Here is a 21,163-nt window from a genome sequence, read left to right as displayed (position 1 = left end):
AACCCTTCACGGCCGCTCCCTGCGGCACGACCACGGTACGCGGTCCGGGAGGGGGCGCCGACCGCCGGGAGCGCCGTCGGGAGCAGCGGCGACCCGTCGATCCGCGCCAGAGGCCCCGGCGGACATTGCCGGACGGAGGCGGGAGGCCTACGGTCGCGCCCGTGGGCGGTCCCGAAGCCGGCCACGGAGAGAGGCCGACGTGGGCGCGCTCATCTACAGCTCGATCGCGTCGCTCGACGGCTACGTGAACGACGCGGACGGCGGATTCGCCTGGGCGGAGCCGCGACCCGCCGTGCACCGCTTCATCACGGAGCGCGAGGGGCGGGTGCGCACGTACCTGTACGGGCGGCGCATGTACGAGGTCATGCGCGCGTGGGAGCAGACCTGGGCACTGGCGGAGGAGTTCGCGTTCATCCGCGAGTTCCAGGAGATGTGGCGGGCGGCCGACAAGGTCGTGTACTCGACGACGCTGGAGTCGGCCGAGACCCGCCGCACCCGCGTCGAGGGCGGGTTCGACCCGGTCGTCGTCGCCGCGCAGGTCAGCGCCGCCGACCACGACGTCTCGATCGGCGGGCCGACCCTCGCCCGGCACGCGCTGCTGGCCGGGATCGTCGACGAGGTGCAGGTCTACACGGTGCCGGTGGCGGTGGGCGGCGGGACCCACTTCCTCCCGTGCGGGTTCCACGCGCGCCTCGACCTGCGCGAGGAGCACCGCTTCGCCGACGGCACGGTCTTCACGCGCTACAGCGTGCGGCGCTGAGACCGGCTATTGGGCGCCGACCAGCGCGGCGATCCGCGAGGCGAGACGGGCGCCCTGAGCACGTCCGGCGCGGGCGGAGGCGGCGCGGACGGCCGGGTCGAGCGAGTTCGGGCCGAAGGCGCGCACCGACTCCTCGTCGGCGTAGAGCACCTCGACCCGCGAGTCCGCGAGGGCGTCGAGCTCGCCGGTCGGGATCAGGCCCGCGCCGGGCGTGCCGACTCCCGGCAGCGGAGTGACGATCAGGACCCAGTCGGCTCCCGCGGCGAGGTCGGCGTTGCTGCCGGAGCGCACGCCGCCGTCCATGTAGCGGACGCCGTCGATGCTGACGGGAGGCCAGACCCCGGGGACGGCGCAGCTGGCGGAGATCGCGTCGACGAGGCCGACACCGCTCTCGCGGTCGAACACGCGCAGCTCACCGGTGGCCGTGTCGACCGCGGTGATGAGCAGACGCTGCTCGGGCCAGTCGGCGTCGCCCACGCGGGCCGAGATGACGGCCCGGCGCGTGTCCTCGGGGAGCGTCTCGGCCTCGAGCGCGAGGGTGCCGATGCGGCGCCGCGCGTCCTGGGGCGAGGTCGCGCCCTCGACGGCCGCGGCGAAGAGGGCCTGGAGGCGCTCACCGTCGACGTCCGCTCCGATCTCGGCGGACTCCTCCTGGAGCTGGGCCTCGTACGACTCGTCGAGGCCGGTGCCGGTGCTCAGCTGCGCGGCGACCGCGGAGCCCGCGGAGGTGCCGATGAAGGTCGTCGACGGATCGAGCAGGAGGCGGGCCGCCTCGGGGGAGGCGTCTGCGAGGCCGCGGAGGACGCCGAGCTCCCAGGCGATTCCGGCGAGGCCGCCGCCGGCGAGGACGAGTGCACCAGGCATGGGGGAGGTCCTTTCGATCAGGATCAGGAGGGGGCGGGCGCTGCGGAGCGCCGCAGCACCAACGCTGTCACATCGTCGTGCGCGTCGTCTGCGAGAGCATGCAGACGCTCGAAGAGAGCGGGGTCGTCGTTGCTCCGCACCAGCTCGGCGAGACGGTCGAGCGCGTCGAGGCGCCCGCCGAAGACGTCGAGCAGGCCGTCGCTGCAGGAGAAGAGCGCGTCGCCGGGGGCGAGCACGCGCTGCTCCTCCTCCCAGGAGACGTCGGCGGCGATGCCGAGCGGGACGCCGGTGGAGGCGAGCCGCTCCGTGGTGCCGTCGGCGCGCAGCAGGAGGGTGAGGCCGTGGCCGCTGTCCACGAACGCGACGGCGCCGCTCGCGAGGTCGACCCGGGCGATCAGCGCGGTCGCGAACATCCCGGTCGCGGTCAGGTCGGGCAGGAGCTGGCGGTTGACGGCCTCGACGGCTGCCGCGGGAGGGAGCTCCGGCCGCGCCTGGAACGCGGAGCGGATCGCGGAGGCGACGATCGCCGCCGAGACCCCCTTGCCCATCACGTCGACCAGCTCGAGGGAGAGGTCGTCCCCGCTGCGACGCCACGCCGTGTAGTCGCCGGCGACGTCGTGCAGCGGCGTGGTCAGCGAGTCGAGGCTCCACTCGCCGAGGTCGAGGCGCTGGGGCCGGAGCCGCTCCTGCGTCTCGCTCGCGCGTCCGGAGAAGGCGATCTCGCGCAGCTCCCGCTCGGCCCACCGGCCGAGGTCCTCGAGGATCTCGCGCTCCTCCTCCGAGAAGCCGCGCACCTCGCTGTCGATGATGCAGATCGTGCCGACGCGGAGGCCGTCCCCCACGACGAGCGGGCGGCCCGCGTAGAAGCGCACGTGAGGGGATCCGGTGACGACTCCGCGGTCGGCGAACCGCGGATCGGCGGTGGCGTCCTCGACGACGAGGATGTCGCCCTGCTGGACCGTGACGTCGCACATCGAGTCGGCGCGCAGCATCCTGCTCGCCCGCGCCGAGCGCTGGGGCGACTTCGTGAACTGCGTCGACTCCTCGAGGATGTTGATCTCGGCGAGGGGGACGCGCAGGAGCCGGCGGGCGATGCGTGTGATCCTGTCGAAGCGCTCCTGGGGGGTGCTCAGGCCGATCCCGAGCTCGGCGATCGCGGCGAGGCGGGCGCGCTCGGTCGGCTCGCTCACGTGCGGGTCCGGGCGAGTGCCCAGAGGTTCTGCCCGTCGACACGGCGGTAGGAGAACTCGGTGACGAGGGCGTGGATGAACGGGATCCCGCGGCCTGCCTCGTCCCACTCGTCCGGCATGTCGCGGGGGTCGGCGACCTCGGCGGGCGCCTCCTCGGCGGAGTCGTTGAGCGAGGCGCGCAGCTCGGTCGCGTCGACGCGGATCTCGACCAGGCAGATGATGTGCCGGTACGACCGGGCGTGCTGGACGATGTTCGAGGTCAGCTCGACCAGCGCGGTCTCGAACGACATCCGGTCGACCGGCGCGACGCCCGGCTCCTCGAGCCACAGCTCCTCGAGCGCCTCGTGGACGGCGGTGACGCCGTCCTCGGGCGGCGTGCGCACGACGAAGGAGCGCTCAGGCACGGTAGGCCTCCTCGACGGTCTCGGCGCTCCCGAGCAGGCGGTCGAGGTTGGACAGGCCGAGCACCATGGCGGGCTGCTCGCCGGCGGCGGCCACGCGCAGCTCGCCGCCCGCCTTCCGCGCCTCCTTGAGTCCGGCGACGAGGACGCCGAGCCCGGACGAGTCGAGGAACTCGACGGCCGCCAGGTCGACGACCACGCGGACCTCTCCCGCCTCGAGCGCGCGCTGGAGGACCGCTTCGAGCTCCCACGCCGTGGACAGGTCGAGCCGGCCGACGGGGCGGATCACCACGATGTCGGGCTCGATCCGCTCGGTGCTGATCCTCGAGCTGGGCTCCATGGTGTCCTCCTGACGGGACGGCACGCGGTTCCGCAGGGCTCGGAGACGTGGTGAGGACGCGGTCGGGCGCGCGACCGAGGGGCTCCGGATCCGATGCGGGGGTGAATCGGGGAGTTCGTCCGCCTCCGACCGTACAAGGGAACGGGGCGCCCCGTGGGAGGCGTGACCGCATCCGCGCTGCGACAGGCGGTGCGCGGCCCGGGGAGGAGGCTCCGCTCAGCCCCTCGCGGCGGCGAGAGCGTCGGCGGCGAGCCGCACGGAGGCGTCCCGGCCGGTCAGCCAGAGCGGCACGGAGCGGGCGCGGAGCCCCGCCGAATCGAGCGCCGGGACCGCGTCCGCGTCCTCCTCGCCGACGAGCCAGGCGTCGAGGAGGCCGCCCCCGCTCCGGGCTCCGTAGTGCCGGCCGACGGCCTCGGCGGAGGTCTCGACGCCGATCGCTCTGAGGCAGGCGTCGGCCATGCCGCGCACCACCGCGCCTCCGATGACGGGGGAGACGCCCACGACGGGTGCGGAGGTCCGGCGGAGGGCGTCCGCGATCCCGGGCACTCCGAGGATCGTGCCGATCGAGACGACGGGATTGGAGGGGGCGACGAGCACCGCGTCGGTGTCGGCGATCGCCTCCAGCACGCCCGGGGCGGGGCGGGCGCTCTCCACCCCCTGCTGGACGAAGCGGCGCGCGGGCGCTGACGCCCGAAGCCGCACCCACCACTCCTCGAAGTGGAGGAGCCGCACGCCCTCGCCGGGAAGGTCGACCTCGACGTGGGTCTCGACGTCCTGGTCCGACATCGGCAGCAGGCGGACCCCCAGCGGCCAGCGGGCGGTGATCCGGGCGGTCGCCTCCGAGAGGGTGAGGCCGTCGCGCAGCATCGAGCTGCGGGCGATGTGGGTGCCGAGGTCGAGGTCGCCCAGGGTGAACCACGGCCAGCCGACGCCGAAGGCGGTGAGCTCGGCCGAGACCCGCTCGCTCTCGCCGGCCCGCCCCCAGCCGCGCTCCGTGTCGTTCACTCCGCCGAGCGCGTAGGTGATCGAGTCGAGGTCGGGGCAGACCTTGAGGCCGGTGAGCCACATGTCGTCGCCGGTGTTGACGACGACGGTGATCTCGCTCGCCTCGCCGCCGGCGGCCTCGAGATCGCGGAGGTGCTCGCGGACCGCCGAGGTGAAGCGGGCGCCGCCGACGCCTCCGGCCAGGATCGTGATGCGCATCCGCCCACGCTAGCGGCACCGACGGATTCCTCCCCCGGCGAGCCTTAATGCTGCGGATCCGCGCCGGAAACACCGGGGAAACGTCGAACCCCGACGATGAAGCCCTGTCCCCGGAGCCGGACGGTCCGTCATTGCCTTCGGGCCCGGCGGGGACCACAGTGGGTCCACGTCCCCGGCTCCGCACCGCCCGGCGGAGCACACCGGAGCCGGACAGGGACGCCCGAGCATGGAGGTACCGATGACCATCGTCCGCGCAGCGATCACCCAGACGACCTGGACCGGCGACAAGGAGTCGATGCTCGACAAGCACGAGCGGATGGCCCGGGACGCCGCAGCCGACGGCGCGCAGATCGTCTGCTTCCAGGAGCTGTTCTACGGCCCGTACTTCGGCATCACGCAGGACAAGAAGTACTACCGCTACGCCGAGCCCGCCGACGGGCCGATCGTGCAGCGCTTCGCGGCCCTCGCGAAGGAGCTGGGCGTGGTGATGATCCTCCCGATCTACGAGGAGGAGCAGACCGGCGTCTACTACAACACCGCGGTCGTGGTCGACGCCGACGGGACGATCCTCGGCAAGTACCGCAAGCACCACATCCCGCACCTGGACCGCTTCTGGGAGAAGTTCTACTTCCGGCCCGGGAACCTCGGCTACCCGGTCTTCGACACCGCCGTCGGCAAGGTCGGCGTCCACATCTGCTACGACCGCCACTTCCCGGAGGGCTGGCGGGAGCTGGGCCTGAACGGCGCCCACCTCGTCTTCAACCCCAACGCCACCAAGCCTGGCCTGTCGAACCGCCTCTGGGAGGTCGAGGGCCCGGCGGCCGCGGTGGCGAACGGCTACTTCGTGCTGCAGCCCAACCGCGTCGGCCGGGAGGACAACGAGTACGGCGACCTCGCGGTCGACTTCTACGGCACCAGCCAGATCATCGATCCGCGGGGGGAGTTCGTCGGGGAGCGGGGCTCGGGCGAGGCCGAGGAGATCCTGATCCGCGACCTCGAGATGGACATGGTGCAGGAGATGCGCGACGACTGGCAGTTCTACCGGGACCGCCGGCCGGAGTCGTACACCAGCATCCCGAAGCCGTGACCGCAGACCGAGACGGGGAAGACCGATGAAGACCCTCATCACCGGCGGGACGGTCGTCAACGCGACCGGCACCGGAGCCGCAGACGTCCTGATCGACGGCGAGACCATCGCCGCCGTCCTCGCCCCCGGCTCCACGCTGCTGGGCTTCGACCTGACTGCCCACGTCGACCGGGTGATCGACGCGAGCGGCAAGTACGTCATCCCGGGCGGGATCGACGCGCACACGCACATGGAGATGCCGTTCGGCGGCACCTCCGCCTCGGACACCTTCGAGACCGGCACGCGCGCCGCGGCCTGGGGCGGCACGACGTCGATCGTGGACTTCGTGGTGCAGTACCCGGGCGAGAGCGTCGTCGACCGGTTCCAGGCGTGGCAGGAGAAGGCGGCCGGCAACTGCGCGATCGACTACGGCTTCCACCAGATCCTCTCGGACGTGCAGGACTCCTCGCTCGTCGCGATGGACGAGCTGATGCGCGAGGGGGTGACCAGCTTCAAGCTGTTCATGGCCTACAAGGGCGTGTTCCTCTCGGACGACGGGCAGATCCTCCGGGCGTTCCAGAAGGGCGCGGAGAACGGCGCGATGATGATGATGCACGCCGAGAACGGCGCCCTCATCGACGAGCTGGTGAAGCAGACCCTCGCCGCCGGGAACACCGCGCCGTACTTCCACGGCACCTCTCGACCCTGGCAGGCGGAGGAGGAGGCGACGCACCGCGCGATCATGATCGCCGACCTCACCGGCGCGCCGCTGTACGTGGTGCACGTCTCCGCGAAGCAGGCGGTGGAGCAGATCGCGCAGGCCCGCGACCGTGGCATGAACGTCTTCGGGGAGACCTGCCCGCAGTACCTCTACCTCTCGCTCGAGGAGCAGCTCGGCGCGCCGGGCTTCGAGGGCGCGAAGTGGGTGTGCTCCACGCCGCTGCGCTCGAAGGCGGAGGGGCATCAGCACCACATGTGGCAGTCGCTGCGCACCAACGACATCCAGATGGTCTCGACCGACCACTGCCCCTTCTGCATGAAGGGCCAGAAGGACATGGGGATCGGCGACTTCTCGAAGATCCCCAACGGCATCGGTTCGGTGGAGCACCGGATCGACCTGATGTACCAGGGCGTGGTGTCGGGGCAGATCTCCCTGCCGCGCTGGGTCGAGCTCACCTCGACCACCCCGGCGCGGATGTTCGGGATGTACGGGAGGAAGGGCGTCATCCAGCCCGGGGCCGACGGCGACGTCGTCGTCTACGACCCGAGCGGGCACACCTCGATCGGGATCGGCGAGGGCCGAAGCCACCACATGAACATGGACTACTCGGCCTGGGAGGGCTTCGAGATCGACGGCCACGTCGACACGGTGATCTCCCGCGGCAGGGTCGTCGTCGACGACGGCTCCTACGTCGGCACGAAGGGCGACGGGGCGTACATCCCGCGCGGTCTGAGCCAGTACCTGATCTGAGCCGGCACCCGATCCGAGCCAGCACCTGATCGAGCAGAAGGAACCCCATGGACTTCGGAGTCGTCCTCCAGACCAACCCGCCCGCCTCGCGCACCGTCGCGCTCGCCGTCCTCGCGGAGACGCACGGCTTCGACTACGCGTGGACCTTCGACTCGCACCTGCTCTGGCAGGAGCCCTACGTGATCTACTCGCAGATCCTCGAGAGGACGCACCGGATCACGGTCGGCCCGATGGTCACCAACCCCGCCACGCGCGACTGGACGGTCATCGCCTCGCTGCACGCGACGCTCAACGAGATGTACGGGAACCGCACGGTGTGCGGGATCGGACGCGGCGACTCGGCGGTGAGGGTGACCGGAGGAGCTCCGACGACGCTCAAGACGCTGCGGGAGTCGATCCACGTCATCCGCGAGCTCGCCAACAGCCGTCCGGTCGAGTACAACGGCCAGACGCTGCAGTTCCCGTGGAGCCGGGGCTCGTCCCTGGAGATGTGGGTGGCCGCCTACGGCCCGCTCGCCCTGAAGCTCGCGGGCGAGGTCGGCGACGGCTTCATCCTGCAGCTGGCCGACGTGGACATCGCGCGCTGGATGATCGGCGCCGTCAAGGAGGCGGCGGCGAACGCCGGCCGGGATCCCGAGTCGCTGCAGTTCTGCGTCGCGGCGCCGATGTACATCGGCACCGACCGGGAGCACATGCGCGACCAGTGCCGCTGGTTCGGCGGGATGGTCGGCAACCACGTGGCCGACATCGTGGGCCGCTACGGCGCCTCCGGAGCGGTGCCGCAGGCGCTGACGGACTACATCGCCGGGCGCGAGGGCTACGACTACAACGAGCACGGCCGCGCGGGCAACAGCCACACCGCCTTCGTGCCGGACGAGATCGTCGAGCGCTTCTGCGTGCTGGGCACGGCGGACGAGCACATCGAGAAGCTCCGGGCGCTCGCCGACATCGGCGTGACGCAGTTCGCGGGATACCTCCAGCACGACAACAAGGAGGAGACGCTGCGCGTGTACGGCGAGCGGGTCATCCCGGAGCTGCGCGAGCACATCGTGGCCCGCGCATGAGACCGGCCCTCGCGCGCGGGCTCGTGCTCGGCGCCGGCGGGCTCCTCCTGCTCGCGCTCGTGTGGGAGGGCTGGAAGGCGCTCGGGCCCGAGGCCGGGGTGGTCGTCGGAGGAGTCACGGTGCTCCCGCGCACGAGCGCCATCGCGATGCCCCACCTCTGGGAGATCGCGGCCCGGCTCGGCGAGCCGGTCACCGGAGCGCGGAACGCCCCGGCGCTCTGGTCGGCCGTCCTGGGGGCGAGTGCCTTCTCGCTCGGGATCGCCGCGGTCGGCTGGGTCGTCGGCACCGTCGTCGGACTGCTCCTGGCTCTCCTGATGCAGCGGTTCCGCACGGCGGAGTCGGCGGTGCTGCCCTGGATCGTGCTGAGCCAGACGGTGCCCCTGATCGCGATCGCCCCACTGGTGCGGCGCTGGGGGTCGCAGCTCGAGCTCGGACCGGTGACCTGGGAGAACTGGATGTCGGTGGCCCTGATCGCCTCCTACCTCGCGTTCTTCCCCGTCTCGATCGGGGCGCTCCGCGGGCTCGGCTCGCCGACGGCCCACCAGGTCGAGCTGATGCACGTCTACGGCGTCGGCTGGTGGAAGACGCTGGTGCGCCTGAGGCTGCCGGCGAGCGTGCCCTACCTGCTGCCGGCCCTCCGGCTCGGAGCGGTCAGCGCCGTCGTCGGCACGATCGTCGCCGAGGTCTCGATCGGCCTGCGCGGCGGGATCGGCCGCATGATCATCGAGTTCGCCTCCGCTGCCGGAGGCGACCCCGCCAAGCCCTGGGCGCCGATCCTCGGGGCGGTACTGGTGGGCCTCGCGGCCGCCGGCTCCGTCGCTCTGCTCGGCACCCTCCTCCGTCCGTACAGCCGAGGGGAGCAGCCCGCATGAGCCCTGCAGGATCCGCGGTCGTCGTCGACTCCGTCACGAGGACCTTCACCACCGCCCGCGCCGCGAGCGTCACGGCGCTCCAGGACGTCTCGCTCGAGGTGGCCGCGGGGGAGTTCGTCTCGCTGATCGGCCCGTCCGGCTGCGGCAAGTCGACGCTGCTGCGGCTGATCGCCGACCTCGACGAGCCGGACTCCGGCTCGATCGCCGTGTTCGGCAAGACGGCCCGGCAGGCGAGGCTCGACCAGGACTACGGGATCGCGTTCCAGCAGGCGGGCCTCCTGCCGTGGCGCACGATCCGGGCGAACATCGCCCTGCCGCTGGAGCTGCACGGCGTCGCCGCGACCGCCCGGCGCTCGCGCGTCGACGAGCTGCTGGCGCTGGTCGGGCTCGGCGACTTCGCCGACTCCTACCCGGACCAGCTCTCCGGCGGGATGCAGCAGCGCGTCGCCATCGCGCGGGCGCTCGCCGAGAGCCCGCGTCTGCTCCTCATGGACGAGCCGTTCGGGGCGCTCGACGAGATGACCCGCGAGCGGATGCAGACGGAGCTGCTGCGGATCCGGCGCGAGACCGGCGCCGCCGTCGTCTTCGTCACCCACTCGATCCCGGAGGCGGTGTTCCTCTCGGACCGCGTCGTGGTGATGTCGCCGCGGCCGGGCAGGATCCGCGACGTCCTCCCGGTCGGACTCCCCGGAGCATCCGAGCGCGACGCGGCGGTCAGGGAGGACACGGCGTTCTTCCGCGACGTGAGCGCCGTGCGCGAGCTGCTGCACGGGGATCCCGCCGCCGTGCCGCGCGGAGTGGAGAACCGGTGAGCACGACGGCGCTGGCGCGCAGCGTGCTCGCGCCGCTCGTGCTCGGGATCGCCGCGGTCCTGCTCTGGCAGGCCGGGGTCACCGCTCTGGCGATCCAGCCGTTCGTGCTCCCGTCGCCGCTGGCGATCGGACAGGAGTTCGCCGCGAACCTCGGCTCCGTCGCCGAGGGCAGCGCGGTGACCGGCCGCAACGCGCTGGTCGGCCTGCTGGTCGGCGCGGTGCTGGCGGTCGTGGTCGCCGGGCTCTCGGCGCTCGCGCGGGTCTTCGACGGACTGGTCGCGCCGATCGTGGCCGCGGCCGCCGTCGTGCCGATCGTCGCCCTCGCTCCGGTGCTCTACACGATGTTCGGAGCGAACGCCGAGACCGCGAGGCAGCTCGTCGCGGCGCTCGCCGTGTTCGTGCCGGTGTACGTGACGACGCTGCGCGGGCTGCGGCAGGCCGCTCCGGTGCACCGCGACCTGCTGAAGGCCTACGCGGCGACCCCCTGGCAGACCGCCCGCACGATCACGCTGCCGGGAGCAGTGCCCTACGTCTTCACGGGGCTCCGCATCGCCTCCTCGCTCGCGGTGATCTCGGCGCTGGTCGCCGAGTACTTCGGCGGACCCGTGGGCGGGCTCGGCAAGTCGATCACGACGGCGGCCTCGGGCAGCGACTACGCGCTCGCCTACGCCTACGTCCTGGGCGCTGTGCTCGTCGGCCTCGCGTTCTACTGCGTGACGGCCGCGCTCGAGGCGTTCGCGCTGCGCCGCAGCCGGCTGCGCTGAGCGCGGCGCCGCGCGTCCCCGCACCCTCCTCGATCCTCCCGATTCCCGATTCCCGATTCCCGACTCCACCCGACGCACCATCCGCACCGCCCGCATCATCAGCGCCACCTGCACCACAGCACCACCTGCACCGCCGCACCACGGGGCGCGCCGCACCGGCGACCCCGCAGACCGCACCAGGAGGACCCGTGACCAGACGCACCCGCATCACCCTGACGACGACCGCCGCCTTCGCGGCCGTGGGCCTCGCGCTCACCGGCTGCAGCGCCTCCGGCGGCTCCGACCCGGGGTCGGACTCCGGCTCCGGCGGCCTCACGCCGGTCACCCTGCAGCTGCAGTGGGTGGCCCAGGCGCAGTTCGCCGGGTACTACGCCGCGCTCGACCAGGGCTACTACGAGGACGAGGGCCTCGACGTGACGATCGCCGAGGGAGGCGGCGACATCGTCCCCCAGGACGTGCTCGCCTCGGGCGACGCGGACTACGCGATCTCCTGGGTGCCCAAGGTCCTCGGCTCGATCGAGCAGGGGGCCGGGATCACCGACGTCGCGCAGATCTTCGAGCGCAGCGCCACCACGCAGATCTCCTTCAAGGACAAGGGGATCACCTCGCCCGCCGACCTCGCCGGGAAGAGCGTGGGCAGCTGGGGCTACGGCAACGAGTGGGAGCTGTTCGCCGGCATGCAGAAGGACGGCGTCTCCCTCGACGACATCTCGCTGGTGCAGCAGCAGTTCGACATGAACGGCTTCCTCGCGGGCGACATCGACGCGGCCCAGGCGATGACCTACAACGAGTACGCCCAGGTCCTCGAGACCGTGAACCCCGCCACAGGCGAGCTGTACCGGCCGGACGACCTGAACGTCATCAGCTGGAACGACATCGGGACCGCGATGCTCCAGGACGCGATCTGGGCGGACGCGGGCAGGCTCGCCGACGACGACGCGTACGCCGAGCAGACGGTCGCCTTCATCAAGGCCTCGATCAAGGGCTGGATCTTCGCGAAGGACGACCCGCAGGCGGCGGCCGACATCGTCACCGCGGCCGGATCCACGCTCGGCACCAGCCACCAGCTCTGGATGACCAACGAGGTCAACAAGCTGATCTGGCCCTCGACGAGCGGCGTCGGGATGATCGACGAGGCCGCGTGGCAGCAGACGGTCGACATCGCGAAGGAGACGGAGAACGAGACGGGCGCGACGATCATCAGCGCGGACCCGCCCGCCACCGCCTACTCGAACGAGTACGTCGAGAAGGCGCTCGCGGAGCTCGCCGACGAGGGAGTGGACACGAGCGGTGCCGACTACGCGCCGATCGACGTGACGCTGGAGGCCGGCGGCGCCTGAGCCCGGACTCCGCCCCTCCCGGCCCCTCCCGCCCCGGAGGGGCCCGGGAGGGGTAGGCTGGACCCTCGTGACTACTTTCAAGAAGACGCCGTTCACCGTGAACGTGCGCGACCTCGTGAGGCGGCCGGGCGAGATGCGCGAGCACCGCCTCGAGCTCGAGGCGCCGGAGCAGTTCGGCGAGGGGATCGTCGCGGTCCGCAAGGGATCGGCCGTCGATCTCGACGTCCGGCTCGAGTCCGTGCACGAGGGGATCCTGGCCAGTGTCGAGGTGTCGGCGAGGGCCGACGGCGAGTGCAGCCGGTGCCTGACCGACATCTCCCTGCCTGTCGATGTCGAGTTCCAGGAACTTTTCGCGTACTCTTCTGACGAAGCTTTCGACTATGAGGTTCACGACGACCACGTGGATCTTGAACCTCTGGTCAGGGATGCGGTGGTTCTGTCGCTGCCGTTCCAGCCGGTCTGCCGGCCGGACTGTCCGGGCCTCGACCCCGTCACGGGGGAGCGGCTGGCCGATTCCTCCACGCCCGAACCCGAGGCGCCGCGCGACTCCCGGTGGGCCGCGCTCGCAGGGTTGAGCGAGGGGGACGGCGGGGCCGCAGCGCCCGGAGCTTCCACCGACAGAGCTTCCGCAGACAGCGGTGAGGGCGCGACCGCCCGCACCGAATCCGACTAGAGGTAGAGAAGAGAGAATCATGGCTGTTCCCAAGAGGAAGAAGTCCCGCGCGAACACCCACGCCCGTCGTTCGCAGTGGAAGGCCGAGGTCCCCACCCTCGTCAAGACCATCGAGAACGGCAAGGTCGTCTACAGCCTTCCCCACCGCGCCAAGGTCGTCGAGGACTCCGCGGGCACCGCGCTGTTCCTCGAGTACAAGGGCCGCAAGGTCGCCGACGTCTGATCCCGCTCCTGGTCCGCACGGCGCGGGGCGCACCGCCTCTCGACGAACGGACCGCGGTCCATGGTGAACCAGACCTCCGCACGACCCTCCAGCGACGACCGGTCGCGTCTGGAGGCCACGCTCGGCGTGAGCCTCGACGGTGAGCTCTTCGAGCTCGCCCTGACGCACCGGTCGTTCGCTTTCGAGCACGGCGGCATCCCGCACAACGAGCGCCTCGAGTTCCTCGGCGACTCGATCCTCGGGCAGGCCGTGACCGTCATGCTCTACACCGAGTACCCCGCCCTCAGCGAGGGCGACCTGGCCAAGCGCCGGGCGAGCCTCGTCTCGACCGTCGCGCTCGCCGAGATCGCTCGCGGCATCGGCCTGGGCGAGTTCCTCCGCCTCGGACGCGGCGAGGAGCTGACCGGCGGCCGCGACAAGGCGTCGATCCTCGCCGACACCGTCGAGGCCATCATCGGCGCCGTCTACCTGGGCACCGGTCCCGACGCGGCCCGCGACCTGGTGCTGCGCCTGATCGCCCCTCTGCGGGCCGATCCGCTCCGCTTCGGCGTCTCGATGGATCCGAAGACGAGCCTGCAGGAGGCGGCCGCCGAGCGCGGTGCGCCGGCCCCGCGCTACGAGATCGCCGCCACCGGCCCCGACCACAATAAGGTGTTCGTCGCCACCGTGATCGTCGGCGGACTCGTCACGGCCCGCGGCGAGGGGACGAGCAAGAAGGCGGCCGAGATGGCCGCCGCGCTCGACGCGTGGACGCGTCTGGCGGCCCCCGGCGCACCCGCCGCTCCCGCGGTCTCGGACTGACCGTGCCCGAGCTGCCCGAGGTCGAGGTGGTGCGGGCGGGTCTCGCTCCCGCGGTCACCGGCTCGCTGGTGACCGGCGTCGAGATCGTCGACGAGCGCTCGCTGAAGCGGCACGTGCATCCGCACGGGACCTTCGAGCGCCTGCTCGTCGGGCGCACGCTGGAAGCGGCGGTGCGGCGAGGCAAGTTCCTCTGGCTGCCCGTCGGCCGCGACGAGGCCCTGCTGGTGCACCTCGGCATGAGCGGTCAGGTGCTGCTGCGCACGGCGGATGCGGCGCTGCCGCGGCTGGCGCGCATCCGGATCGGGATCGAGCACCCCGAGCACGGCGAGCTCGCCCTGCACTTCGTCGACCAGCGGATCTTCGGCTCGATGGCGGTCGACGCTCTGGTGCCGACCCCGGACGGAGCGCCGGGCGGCTACGCGGGCGAGGAGGCCCGCGGAGGCGGCTGGCTGCGCGCCGTGCCCTCGCAGGTCGCGCACATCGCCCGCGATCCGCTCGACCCCTCCTTCGACCTGGGCTCGGTCGTCGCGTCGCTGGCGAGGAGGAGCAGCGGGATCAAGCGGGCGCTGCTCGACCAGACGCTCGTGAGCGGCATCGGGAACATCTACGCGGACGAGTCGCTGTGGGCGGCGGAGCTGCACCCGGAGCGGCCGAGCTCGTCGCTCGGCGAGGCGCGCATCCGCCGCCTCTTCGCCGAGGTGCGCTCGGTGCTCGAACGGGCGCTGGCCGAGGGCGGCACCAGCTTCGATGCGCAGTACGTGAACGTGAACGGCGCCTCCGGCTACTTCTCGCACAGCCTGCACGCCTACGGGCAGACGGGGAAGCCGTGCGCCCGGTGCGGCGCGGTGATCGTGCGGGTGCCGTTCATGAACCGCTCCTCGCACCTCTGCCCGCACTGCCAGCAGCTGCCGCGCTGACGCGCCGGGAGGCGCCGCCTCAGGCGGCGGCGTCGGCGGGTGCCGGAGCGTACCGGGAGTGGACGACGAGCTCGCCCAGCAGCGTCGCGACGAGCGTGATGACGGCGGCGATCGCCAGGCCGAGCCAGAGTCCGACCAGCAGGGCGAGCGCGCCGACTCCGGCACCCGCGGCGATCAGCACGATCGCGGCCGCGCGGCGGAACCACGGCTGACCGGAGCCTCCCGCCAAGCGGGAGTCCGCAGCGAGGCCCGTGATCGTCGAGGTGACGACGACCGTCGTGACGTCCTTGACGGCGAGGTGGCGGGCGGTCGCGGCCTGGAGGCCCATCGCCCCGCCCAGCACGCCGGTGACGGTGAAGGCGAGCGGCTCGGGGTGCTCGGGCACGACCGCGAGCACGATCGCCAGGACGCCGAGCAGGATGCCGACCACCGCGAAGAGCCAGGTCGAGCGCGAGGTCCAGCCCTTCTTCACCGGGCGGAGCACCCGGCCGCCGATCACGGCGCCGATCATGAAGGCGCCCAGCGCGATCAGGGGCCCGACCACGGGCAGGTCGGCCGCGCCGGAGAGGGCCATGCCGAGGATGACGACGTTGCCGGTCATGTTGCCGGCGAAGACGCGGTCGAGCCCGAGGTACCCGACGGCGTCGATGATGCCGGTCGAGAAGGTGAGGGCGAGCATCAGGCCGAGGGTCGCGCCCTCGGAGCGGGTGCGCAGGCGTCGGAGCACAGGAGTCCTGTCGTCGGGGGCGGGTCTGGAGAATCGTGGCACACGCGTGCACATGCTCGAAACACGGCGCGGTTAGGGTCGGACGGCGCGGACGGGCCGCGCGGGAGGCGGACGCGCATGCGGTGGACGGAGTGGGCGGTGCAGCCCGGTGAGGGAGTGCCGCCGGGGGTGGACTACCTGCCGGCCGAGCCGGGTTCGGTGCTGTGGGGACGCCTGCCGTGCGCGGCGGACGCCCCCGTGCTCACCGTCGACTCGGGGGCCGAGGTCGTCATCGACACGCTCAGCCACGAGGGCGTGCTGGAGGACCAGGGCCGCGATCCGGTCGCCTTCTTCGGCCGCCACGGAGTCGCTCCGGAGGGGGTGCTGCGCGACGCGGTCGCGCTCGCCGCGGACGGGCCGTTCCGCGACGGCGAGACGGACGGGCCGCACATGGTCACGGGGCCGATCGCCGTCCGGGGAGCGCTGCCGGGGGACCTGCTCCGGATGACCCTCCTCGAGGCCGAGCCGCGCGTGCCGTACGGAGTCGTCTCGAACCGGCACGGCCGCGGGGCGCTGCCGGGCGAGTACCCGCTGCAGGAGGGGCCGTTCAGCGTCTTCGCGCGCGTCGACGAGGACGCGCAGGGCGGTCTCCGCGGCGTGATCCCGCTGGTGCCGGGAGGAGAGCGGGCCGCCCGGTTCCCGCTCCGGCCGTTCCTCGGGATCATGGGCGTCGCCGTCGCAGGGGAGGAGCGCCCGCACTCCGTGCCGCCCGGTGCGCACGGGGGCAACATCGACATCGCACTGCTGACCGCCGGAACCAGCCTCTACCTTCCCGTGCAGGTCCCGGGCGCGCTCGCGTACGTCGGCGATCCCCACTTCGCGCAGGGCGACGGCGAGGTGGCGCTGACGGCGATGGAGGCGAGCCTGCGCGTCCGGGTGCGCCTGGAGGTCGTCCCGCGTGCCGAGGCGATCGCGGCGTTCGGGGAGCTGCTCGGGCCGATGGGGGAGACCGGCGAGTTCCTCGTGCCCACCGGGATGGACGAGGACCTGGACGTCGCCGTGCAGAAGTGCGTCCGCGCGGCCATCGCGCTGCTGGCGGCCCGCTACGGGATGGACCCGGCTCACGCCTACGCCTACCTCAGCGCTGCGACCGACTTCGACATCTCGCAGGTCGTCGACCTGGTGAAGGGCGTGCACGCCCGCGTCCGGACGGCCGACTTCGATGACTGACCCGCGGGTGACGACGCTCGAGGGCGACCTGCCGGACGGGCTGGTGGATGCGGTCCTGGCGTACGAGGCGGCGCTCGGGGCTGACGACGTCGCGGCGCTCGCCGACGCGTTCGTGGACGCGCCGACGACGCTCCGGGGCGACGCCTCCGGACTGCTCGTCGGCCACGCGGTCATCACCGGCTTCCGGGGTCGTCGCGGCGGTGCGCCGGTGCGGGAGCTGGTCGAGCTGCACGTGCGGGCGGTCGATGCGGGCACGGCGCTCGTGGTGAGCGTGAACGCTCCGGCCCGTGGCGGGCGCGGGCTCGTCACGCAGCTGTGGTCGCGCGAGGGCGGGACCTGGCGGGTGCGCGCCGCGCAGGTGCAGGCGCCCTCGCCCGCGCTGGACCCCCGCATCTGGCGGGCCGTCGGCGCGCCGCTCGTGCCGGCCGCCGGCTCCGGGACCCTCGACGGACTGGACGTCGCGGTCAAGGACCTCTTCGCGATCGAGGGCCAGCGGATCGGCGCGGGAGTGCCGGCCCGCCTCGCTTCCGCGCCGATCGAGGCGGCGACCGCTCCGGCCGTCGCGCAGCTGCTCGCAGCGGGAGCGTCGGTGCGCGGGATCGCTCAGACCGACGAGTTCGCGTACAGCATCGCCGGCCGGAACTCCGGCTACGGGACGCCGCCCAATCCGGCCGTGCCCGGAGCGATCCCGGGCGGATCGTCGAGCGGACCGGCGACCGCCGTGTCGCTCGGGCAGGCCGCCGTCGGGCTGGCGACCGACACGGCGGGATCGATCCGGGTACCCGCCTCGTACCAGGGCCTGTGGGGGCTGAGGACGACCCTCGGTGCGGTGCCCGTCGAGGGGCTGCTGCCGCTGGCGCCGAGCTTCGACACCGTCGGGTGGCTCACGCGGGACCTCGGCACGCTGAGGCGGGTGGCCGAGGTCTGCCTGCCGTCCGGCCCGCCGGTCCGGAGTCTCGCGGTGGCGCCGGCGCTGCTGGGCGGAGTGGACGCGGCCGTCCGGGCGGCGTTCCGATCGGCAGTCGGGAGGATGAGCGCCGACGAGGTCGAGCTGCCGCCCGTGGCGGAGATGCTCGAGGCGTTCCGGCTCGTGCAGGCGGCGGAGGCGTGGCGGTCGAGCGGCTCGTGGGTCGCGGCGCATCCGGGAGTGCTGGCGGCGGACGTCCAGGCGCGCTTCGATGCGGCCTCGCTCGTCGACGAGCAGACGGAGGCGGACGCGCGGGCGCGAGTCGCGGGGTTCCGGGAGGCGCTCGACCGTGCGCTCGAGGGGCGGGTGCTCCTCCTGCCGTCGACGTCGTCGGTGGCGCCGGCCCTCGATGCGTCGGCCGAGGCGATCGACGCGGCGCGGACGGCGACGCTCGGCCTGACCTGCGTCGCCGGGATCGGCGGGTATCCGGCGCTGTCGGTGCCGCGATTGAGTGTCGGCGGCGCTCCGGTGGGGCTCTGCCTGGTGGGACCGCGGGGGTCGGATCTCGCGCTGCTGGAGCTGGCCGGCACGCTCTGAGGGGGGCTACGCCCGGAGCTCGTTCTCTCCCTCGTCGCGAATCGGCTCCTTCCGCCGTCAGAACGGGGGCGGCGCACCGCTGAAGCTCGGCCTGCGCTGCGGCGGGGCTGGCGGCGCGGGCGGATCGGGTGGACGGGTGACCACGCGGCGGCCCGTGGGGGTGGTCCAGTCGGCCGATCCGTCGGGGTGGAGCGTGTAGGTCCAGCGGTCGCCGTGGCGGACGTGGTGGTGGACGTGGTGGTGGGCGACGCAGAGCGACGCCAGGTTGTCGAGGGCGGTGGCGCCTCCGTGACGCCACTCGAGCGTGTGGTCGGCCTCGGCGGTCGCCGCGGGTCGGGTGCAGCCGGGGAAGCGGCATGTCCGGTCGCGCAGCTGGAGGGCGAGGCGCATCCGCGGGGGAGGGAGGCGGTGCGTGCGTCCGACGGAGACCACGGCGCCCGTGCTCGGATGGGTGAGCACCGGGGTGACGGCCGAGTCGGCTCCGAGGAGCTCGCGCGCGACGCCGGCCGGGATGAGGCCGTAGCCGTCCAGTTCCGCGGGGGTCTCGTCCTGCCCGGCCGCGGTGCTCGCGGCGAGGGTCAGACGCACCTCGGCCCGGATGCCGCGAGCGGACGCGCGCGGACGCTCGTCGCCCGGCGGCGTGCCGGACACGTCGCCGTCGCAGAGCAGGTCGACCAGGGCGTCGGCCCGCAGCTGCGCGAGCGTGCGCTCCTCCGCTGCACCGCTCCCGTCGCCGTTCCCGTCGCGGAGGGTGCGGGCGATCCGGTCGAGCCGCGCGAGCGCACCGAAAGCGGCCGGAGCGGGGAGGGTCGCGCAGAGCGTGGCCATGCCGTCCTGCTCGGGCGAGACCCGGACCGACCGGTGCTCCCGAGCGCGGGCGTGCCGGTCGGCCAGAGGACTCTCGTGGAGTTCGTCCCGCAGCCGGGCGAGGCGTCGCCGCAGCTGGGTCGGCGTCATCGAGGCGGCCAGTCCCGCGGCGCGCTCGTCGAACTCCGGGAGGGAGGCCGGCGGCAGGGTGGCCGCGACTCCGCAGATGATCTGCCCCGCCTCCCAGCGCAACCGCGCCTCGGCCAGCGCGGCGCGCGTGCAGGGCAGGTGGTCGACCAGCAGGCGGGCGTGCTCGAGCTCGCGCGCGGCCACCCGCTCGGACACGACGAGTGCGACGGCGAGCTCGGCCCGGACGGAGCGCTCCACGAGGTCGCGGGACTCGGCGGGAGACCCGCCGCGGGCGAACGCCTCCGGGCGACGCAGAGCAGCCGTGTACGCCTCGTGCAGCGCCTCGGCGGAGGCGAGGTGGAGCGGAGCCGCGGAGCGGGCGAGCAGCGCCGCGCGGCCGCCGAGGGCGCGGACCTCCTCGAGTCCCTGCCGCATCCCATCCGCCATACTCGTATTGAACCAGCGACCACCGACACGCGGGCAGCAGATGCGCCCGATCGGGAGGACCCGCTTCCGGAAGACGTCTGTGGAGGAGCGTCTGTCGAGAATCTCGACCCCCGCCACACCGCGAAACACCGGCGAAACGTCCGTCGCATAGGCTCTGCGGGTGAAACGACTGTTTCTCTCCCGCTCGTGAAGAGGTGGCCCATGACCGCGCCCGCACCGTTCCTCCCCGTCGATCCGCCGCCGCGCCTGCTGATGGGGCCGGGCCCGATCAACGCGGATCCGCGCGTCCTGCGTGCGATGTCGGCGCAGCTGGTCGGGCAGTACGACCCGTTCATGACGGCGACGATGACGGAGACGCAGGAGCTGTACCGGCAGGTGTTCCGCACCCGCAACGAGAAGACGATGCTCGTCGACGGCACGAGCCGTGCGGGCATCGAGGCGGCGCTGGTCTCGATGCTGGAGCCGGGCGACCGCGTGCTCGTGCCGGTCTTCGGGCGGTTCGGGCACCTCCTCCGGGAGATCGCGGAGCGCTGCGGCGCGGAGGTGCACGTGATCGAGGCCGAGTGGGGGCAGGTCTTCCCCGTCTCGGCGATCGCCGAGGCCCTGGCCCGGGTGAAGCCGAAGATGCTGGCCGTCGTCCACGGCGACACGTCGACCACCATGGCGCAGCCGCTGGAGGAGCTCGGCGCCCTCTGCGAGAAGCACGGCGCCCTCTTCTACACCGACGTCACCGCCTCCCTCGCGGGCAACGCCTTCGCGACCGACGAGCTCGGGCTCGACGCGGTCACCGCGGGGCTCCAGAAGTGCCTGGGCGGCCCGTCCGGATCGGCTCCCGTCACCTTCTCGGAGAAGGCCGTCGCGGTGATCGAGTCGCGCAGGAGCATCGAGGCGGGGATCCGCGACGAGGGCGACACTGTCAGCGCCCGCCGCGTCCGCTCCAACTACTTCGACCTCGGGATGATCTTCGACTACTGGGGGCCGCGCCGCCTCAACCACCACACCGAGGCGACCACGATGCTCTACGGCGCGCGCGAGTGCGCCCGCATCGTCGTCGAGGAGGGCCTGGACGAGACGGTCGCCCGCCACGCGCTGCACGGGTCGGCGATGCTCGCCGGAGTCCGCGGCCTCGATCTCGAGGTGTTCGGCGACGTCGGGCACAAGATGACGAACGTCGTCGCGGTGCGCATCCCGCAGGGCGTGAACGGTGATGCGGTGCGCGGGGAGATGCTCGCCGACTTCGGCATCGAGATCGGCACGTCCTTCGGGCCGCTGCACGGAAAGGTCTGGCGCATCGGCACGATGGGCTACAACGCCCGGACGGACGCGGTGCTGACCACCCTGGCGGCGCTGGAGGCGGTGCTGCGCCGCGCGGGCGCCTCCGTGCCGGTGGGCGGCGGAGTCGCGGGGGCCTACGAGGTCTACGGGGCGGCACGCGCATGACCGGCACCACCACGGACCCCGCCACCACGACCGCGCCCCCCGCCGTCGCCTCCCTCATCTACATCCGCTCGCGCCGCGACAGCATCGGCGCGCACAACGTCAACGACGAGTGGCAGGACGCGGCGGCACGCCCCGCGCC

General features: G+C 72.8%; 22 protein-coding genes. 15 read left to right on the top strand and 7 right to left on the bottom strand.

Annotated features, from left to right (window positions below; genetic code table 11):
* Positions 1–199 precede the first annotated feature (199 nt).
* The gene (locus C5C25_RS14005; protein ID WP_104250958.1) at positions 200–760 is read left to right on the top strand and encodes a dihydrofolate reductase family protein; all 561 of its coding nucleotides are present in this window, start codon (positions 200–202) and stop codon (positions 758–760) included.
* Between the two features lie 6 nt (positions 761–766).
* Here the strand turns inward: C5C25_RS14005 and C5C25_RS14000 are convergent, their stop codons facing one another.
* The 5 genes from C5C25_RS14000 to cofD form a co-directional block, all read right to left on the bottom strand.
* The gene (locus tag C5C25_RS14000) at positions 767–1,624 is read right to left on the bottom strand and encodes a patatin-like phospholipase family protein (protein WP_104250957.1); all 858 of its coding nucleotides are present in this window, start codon (positions 1,622–1,624) and stop codon (positions 767–769) included.
* Between the two features lie 23 nt (positions 1,625–1,647).
* A complete protein-coding gene (locus C5C25_RS13995) occupies positions 1,648–2,814 on the bottom strand; it encodes a PP2C family protein-serine/threonine phosphatase (protein ID WP_181127411.1) in 1,167 nt (388 codons plus the stop codon).
* Complete coding sequence (locus tag C5C25_RS13990; RefSeq protein WP_104223473.1) at positions 2,811–3,218, bottom strand: ATP-binding protein; 408 nt, start codon at positions 3,216–3,218, stop codon at positions 2,811–2,813. The genes C5C25_RS13995 and C5C25_RS13990 overlap by 4 nt, the downstream gene beginning before the upstream one ends.
* Entirely contained in the window at positions 3,211–3,555 is a 345-nt protein-coding gene (locus C5C25_RS13985; RefSeq protein ID WP_104223474.1) for an STAS domain-containing protein, read from the bottom strand. Before C5C25_RS13985 ends, C5C25_RS13990 begins: the two co-directional genes overlap by 8 nt.
* A gap of 216 nt (positions 3,556–3,771) precedes the next feature.
* The gene (gene cofD, locus C5C25_RS13980; RefSeq protein WP_104250955.1) at positions 3,772–4,758 is read right to left on the bottom strand and encodes a 2-phospho-L-lactate transferase; all 987 of its coding nucleotides are present in this window, start codon (positions 4,756–4,758) and stop codon (positions 3,772–3,774) included.
* A gap of 238 nt (positions 4,759–4,996) precedes the next feature.
* Here cofD and C5C25_RS13975 point away from each other — a divergent pair, with 238 nt between their 5' ends.
* The 11 genes from C5C25_RS13975 to mutM all read left to right on the top strand — a co-directional run bounded on the left by C5C25_RS13975 (position 4,997) and on the right by mutM (position 14,761).
* Positions 4,997–5,845, top strand: coding sequence for a nitrilase-related carbon-nitrogen hydrolase (locus C5C25_RS13975; protein WP_104238196.1), 849 nt, complete (start codon positions 4,997–4,999; stop codon positions 5,843–5,845).
* A gap of 25 nt (positions 5,846–5,870) precedes the next feature.
* A complete protein-coding gene (hydA, locus tag C5C25_RS13970; protein WP_104250954.1) occupies positions 5,871–7,295 on the top strand; it encodes a dihydropyrimidinase in 1,425 nt (474 codons plus the stop codon).
* A 47-nt stretch (positions 7,296–7,342) separates the two neighbouring features.
* Complete coding sequence (locus C5C25_RS13965; RefSeq protein WP_104238194.1) at positions 7,343–8,359, top strand: TIGR03842 family LLM class F420-dependent oxidoreductase; 1,017 nt, start codon at positions 7,343–7,345, stop codon at positions 8,357–8,359.
* The gene (locus tag C5C25_RS13960) at positions 8,356–9,231 is read left to right on the top strand and encodes an ABC transporter permease (protein ID WP_104250953.1); all 876 of its coding nucleotides are present in this window, start codon (positions 8,356–8,358) and stop codon (positions 9,229–9,231) included. Before C5C25_RS13965 ends, C5C25_RS13960 begins: the two co-directional genes overlap by 4 nt.
* On the top strand, positions 9,228–10,043 hold the full coding sequence (locus C5C25_RS13955) for an ABC transporter ATP-binding protein (RefSeq protein ID WP_104226661.1): 816 nt from the start codon (positions 9,228–9,230) through the stop codon (positions 10,041–10,043). The genes C5C25_RS13960 and C5C25_RS13955 overlap by 4 nt, the downstream gene beginning before the upstream one ends.
* Positions 10,040–10,807: an ABC transporter permease gene (locus C5C25_RS13950; RefSeq protein ID WP_104226660.1), complete on the top strand. Its 768-nt coding sequence runs from the start codon at positions 10,040–10,042 to the stop codon at positions 10,805–10,807. The genes C5C25_RS13955 and C5C25_RS13950 overlap by 4 nt, the downstream gene beginning before the upstream one ends.
* A 188-nt stretch (positions 10,808–10,995) precedes the next feature.
* Positions 10,996–12,147: an ABC transporter substrate-binding protein gene (locus tag C5C25_RS13945; protein ID WP_258069423.1), complete on the top strand. Its 1,152-nt coding sequence runs from the start codon at positions 10,996–10,998 to the stop codon at positions 12,145–12,147.
* A gap of 133 nt (positions 12,148–12,280) precedes the next feature.
* Entirely contained in the window at positions 12,281–12,820 is a 540-nt protein-coding gene (locus C5C25_RS13940; RefSeq protein WP_104226701.1) for a DUF177 domain-containing protein, read from the top strand.
* A gap of 19 nt (positions 12,821–12,839) precedes the next feature.
* Positions 12,840–13,043 carry a 50S ribosomal protein L32 gene (gene rpmF, locus C5C25_RS13935; protein ID WP_104223482.1) on the top strand — a complete coding sequence of 68 codons (204 nt, stop codon included), beginning with the start codon at positions 12,840–12,842 and terminating at the stop codon, positions 13,041–13,043.
* A 60-nt stretch (positions 13,044–13,103) separates the two neighbouring features.
* Positions 13,104–13,844: a ribonuclease III gene (rnc, locus tag C5C25_RS13930; RefSeq protein ID WP_104250952.1), complete on the top strand. Its 741-nt coding sequence runs from the start codon at positions 13,104–13,106 to the stop codon at positions 13,842–13,844.
* Between the two features lie 2 nt (positions 13,845–13,846).
* Positions 13,847–14,761, top strand: coding sequence for a bifunctional DNA-formamidopyrimidine glycosylase/DNA-(apurinic or apyrimidinic site) lyase (gene mutM, locus C5C25_RS13925; protein ID WP_104250983.1), 915 nt, complete (start codon positions 13,847–13,849; stop codon positions 14,759–14,761).
* A 19-nt stretch (positions 14,762–14,780) separates the two neighbouring features.
* Here the strand turns inward: mutM and C5C25_RS13920 are convergent, their stop codons facing one another.
* Positions 14,781–15,488: a YoaK family protein gene (locus C5C25_RS13920; protein ID WP_308470800.1), complete on the bottom strand. Its 708-nt coding sequence runs from the start codon at positions 15,486–15,488 to the stop codon at positions 14,781–14,783.
* A 117-nt stretch (positions 15,489–15,605) separates the two neighbouring features.
* Between C5C25_RS13920 and C5C25_RS13915 the strand changes: the two genes are divergently transcribed.
* Both C5C25_RS13915 and C5C25_RS13910 read left to right on the top strand, forming a co-directional pair.
* On the top strand, positions 15,606–16,697 hold the full coding sequence (locus C5C25_RS13915; RefSeq protein ID WP_104250951.1) for an acetamidase/formamidase family protein: 1,092 nt from the start codon (positions 15,606–15,608) through the stop codon (positions 16,695–16,697).
* Positions 16,690–18,201, top strand: coding sequence for an AtzH-like domain-containing protein (locus tag C5C25_RS13910; protein ID WP_104250950.1), 1,512 nt, complete (start codon positions 16,690–16,692; stop codon positions 18,199–18,201). The genes C5C25_RS13915 and C5C25_RS13910 overlap by 8 nt, the downstream gene beginning before the upstream one ends.
* Positions 18,202–18,258: 57 nt before the next feature.
* On the opposite strand, the gene C5C25_RS13905 is transcribed toward C5C25_RS13910, so the two are convergent.
* Complete coding sequence (locus C5C25_RS13905; RefSeq protein WP_104250949.1) at positions 18,259–19,572, bottom strand: HNH endonuclease signature motif containing protein; 1,314 nt, start codon at positions 19,570–19,572, stop codon at positions 18,259–18,261.
* A 213-nt stretch (positions 19,573–19,785) separates the two neighbouring features.
* Here C5C25_RS13905 and C5C25_RS13900 point away from each other — a divergent pair, with 213 nt between their 5' ends.
* Entirely contained in the window at positions 19,786–21,024 is a 1,239-nt protein-coding gene (locus tag C5C25_RS13900; RefSeq protein ID WP_244229434.1) for an alanine--glyoxylate aminotransferase family protein, read from the top strand.
* The last annotated feature ends 139 nt before the right edge of the window (positions 21,025–21,163 follow it).

The sequence above is a fragment of the Rathayibacter sp. AY2B9 genome, assembly GCF_002931595.1.
Classification (GTDB): Bacteria; Actinomycetota; Actinomycetes; order Actinomycetales; family Microbacteriaceae; genus Rathayibacter.
This window is presented reverse-complemented; position numbering and strand designations above follow the sequence as displayed.

Excerpts from the sequence above, each read along its gene's own strand:
- C5C25_RS13940 (WP_104226701.1), top strand. The coding sequence starts at position 12,281 with ATGCGCGAGCACCGCCTCGAGCTCGAGGCGCCGGAGCAGTTCGGCGAG.
- C5C25_RS13900 (WP_244229434.1), top strand. The coding sequence starts at position 19,786 with ATGACCGCGCCCGCACCGTTCCTCCCCGTCGATCCGCCGCCGCGCCTG.
- C5C25_RS14000 (WP_104250957.1), bottom strand. The coding sequence starts at position 1,624 with ATGCCTGGTGCACTCGTCCTCGCCGGCGGCGGCCTCGCCGGAATCGCC.
- cofD (WP_104250955.1), bottom strand. The coding sequence starts at position 4,758 with ATGCGCATCACGATCCTGGCCGGAGGCGTCGGCGGCGCCCGCTTCACC.
- C5C25_RS13915 (WP_104250951.1), top strand. The coding sequence starts at position 15,606 with ATGCGGTGGACGGAGTGGGCGGTGCAGCCCGGTGAGGGAGTGCCGCCG.
- C5C25_RS13985 (WP_104223474.1), bottom strand. The coding sequence starts at position 3,555 with ATGGAGCCCAGCTCGAGGATCAGCACCGAGCGGATCGAGCCCGACATC.
- rpmF (WP_104223482.1), top strand. The coding sequence starts at position 12,840 with ATGGCTGTTCCCAAGAGGAAGAAGTCCCGCGCGAACACCCACGCCCGT.
- hydA (WP_104250954.1), top strand. The coding sequence starts at position 5,871 with ATGAAGACCCTCATCACCGGCGGGACGGTCGTCAACGCGACCGGCACC.
- C5C25_RS13905 (WP_104250949.1), bottom strand. The coding sequence starts at position 19,572 with ATGCGGCAGGGACTCGAGGAGGTCCGCGCCCTCGGCGGCCGCGCGGCG.
- C5C25_RS13955 (WP_104226661.1), top strand. The coding sequence starts at position 9,228 with ATGAGCCCTGCAGGATCCGCGGTCGTCGTCGACTCCGTCACGAGGACC.
- C5C25_RS13910 (WP_104250950.1), top strand. The coding sequence starts at position 16,690 with ATGACTGACCCGCGGGTGACGACGCTCGAGGGCGACCTGCCGGACGGG.
- rnc (WP_104250952.1), top strand. The coding sequence starts at position 13,104 with ATGGTGAACCAGACCTCCGCACGACCCTCCAGCGACGACCGGTCGCGT.
- C5C25_RS13960 (WP_104250953.1), top strand. The coding sequence starts at position 8,356 with ATGAGACCGGCCCTCGCGCGCGGGCTCGTGCTCGGCGCCGGCGGGCTC.
- C5C25_RS13965 (WP_104238194.1), top strand. The coding sequence starts at position 7,343 with ATGGACTTCGGAGTCGTCCTCCAGACCAACCCGCCCGCCTCGCGCACC.
- C5C25_RS13975 (WP_104238196.1), top strand. The coding sequence starts at position 4,997 with ATGACCATCGTCCGCGCAGCGATCACCCAGACGACCTGGACCGGCGAC.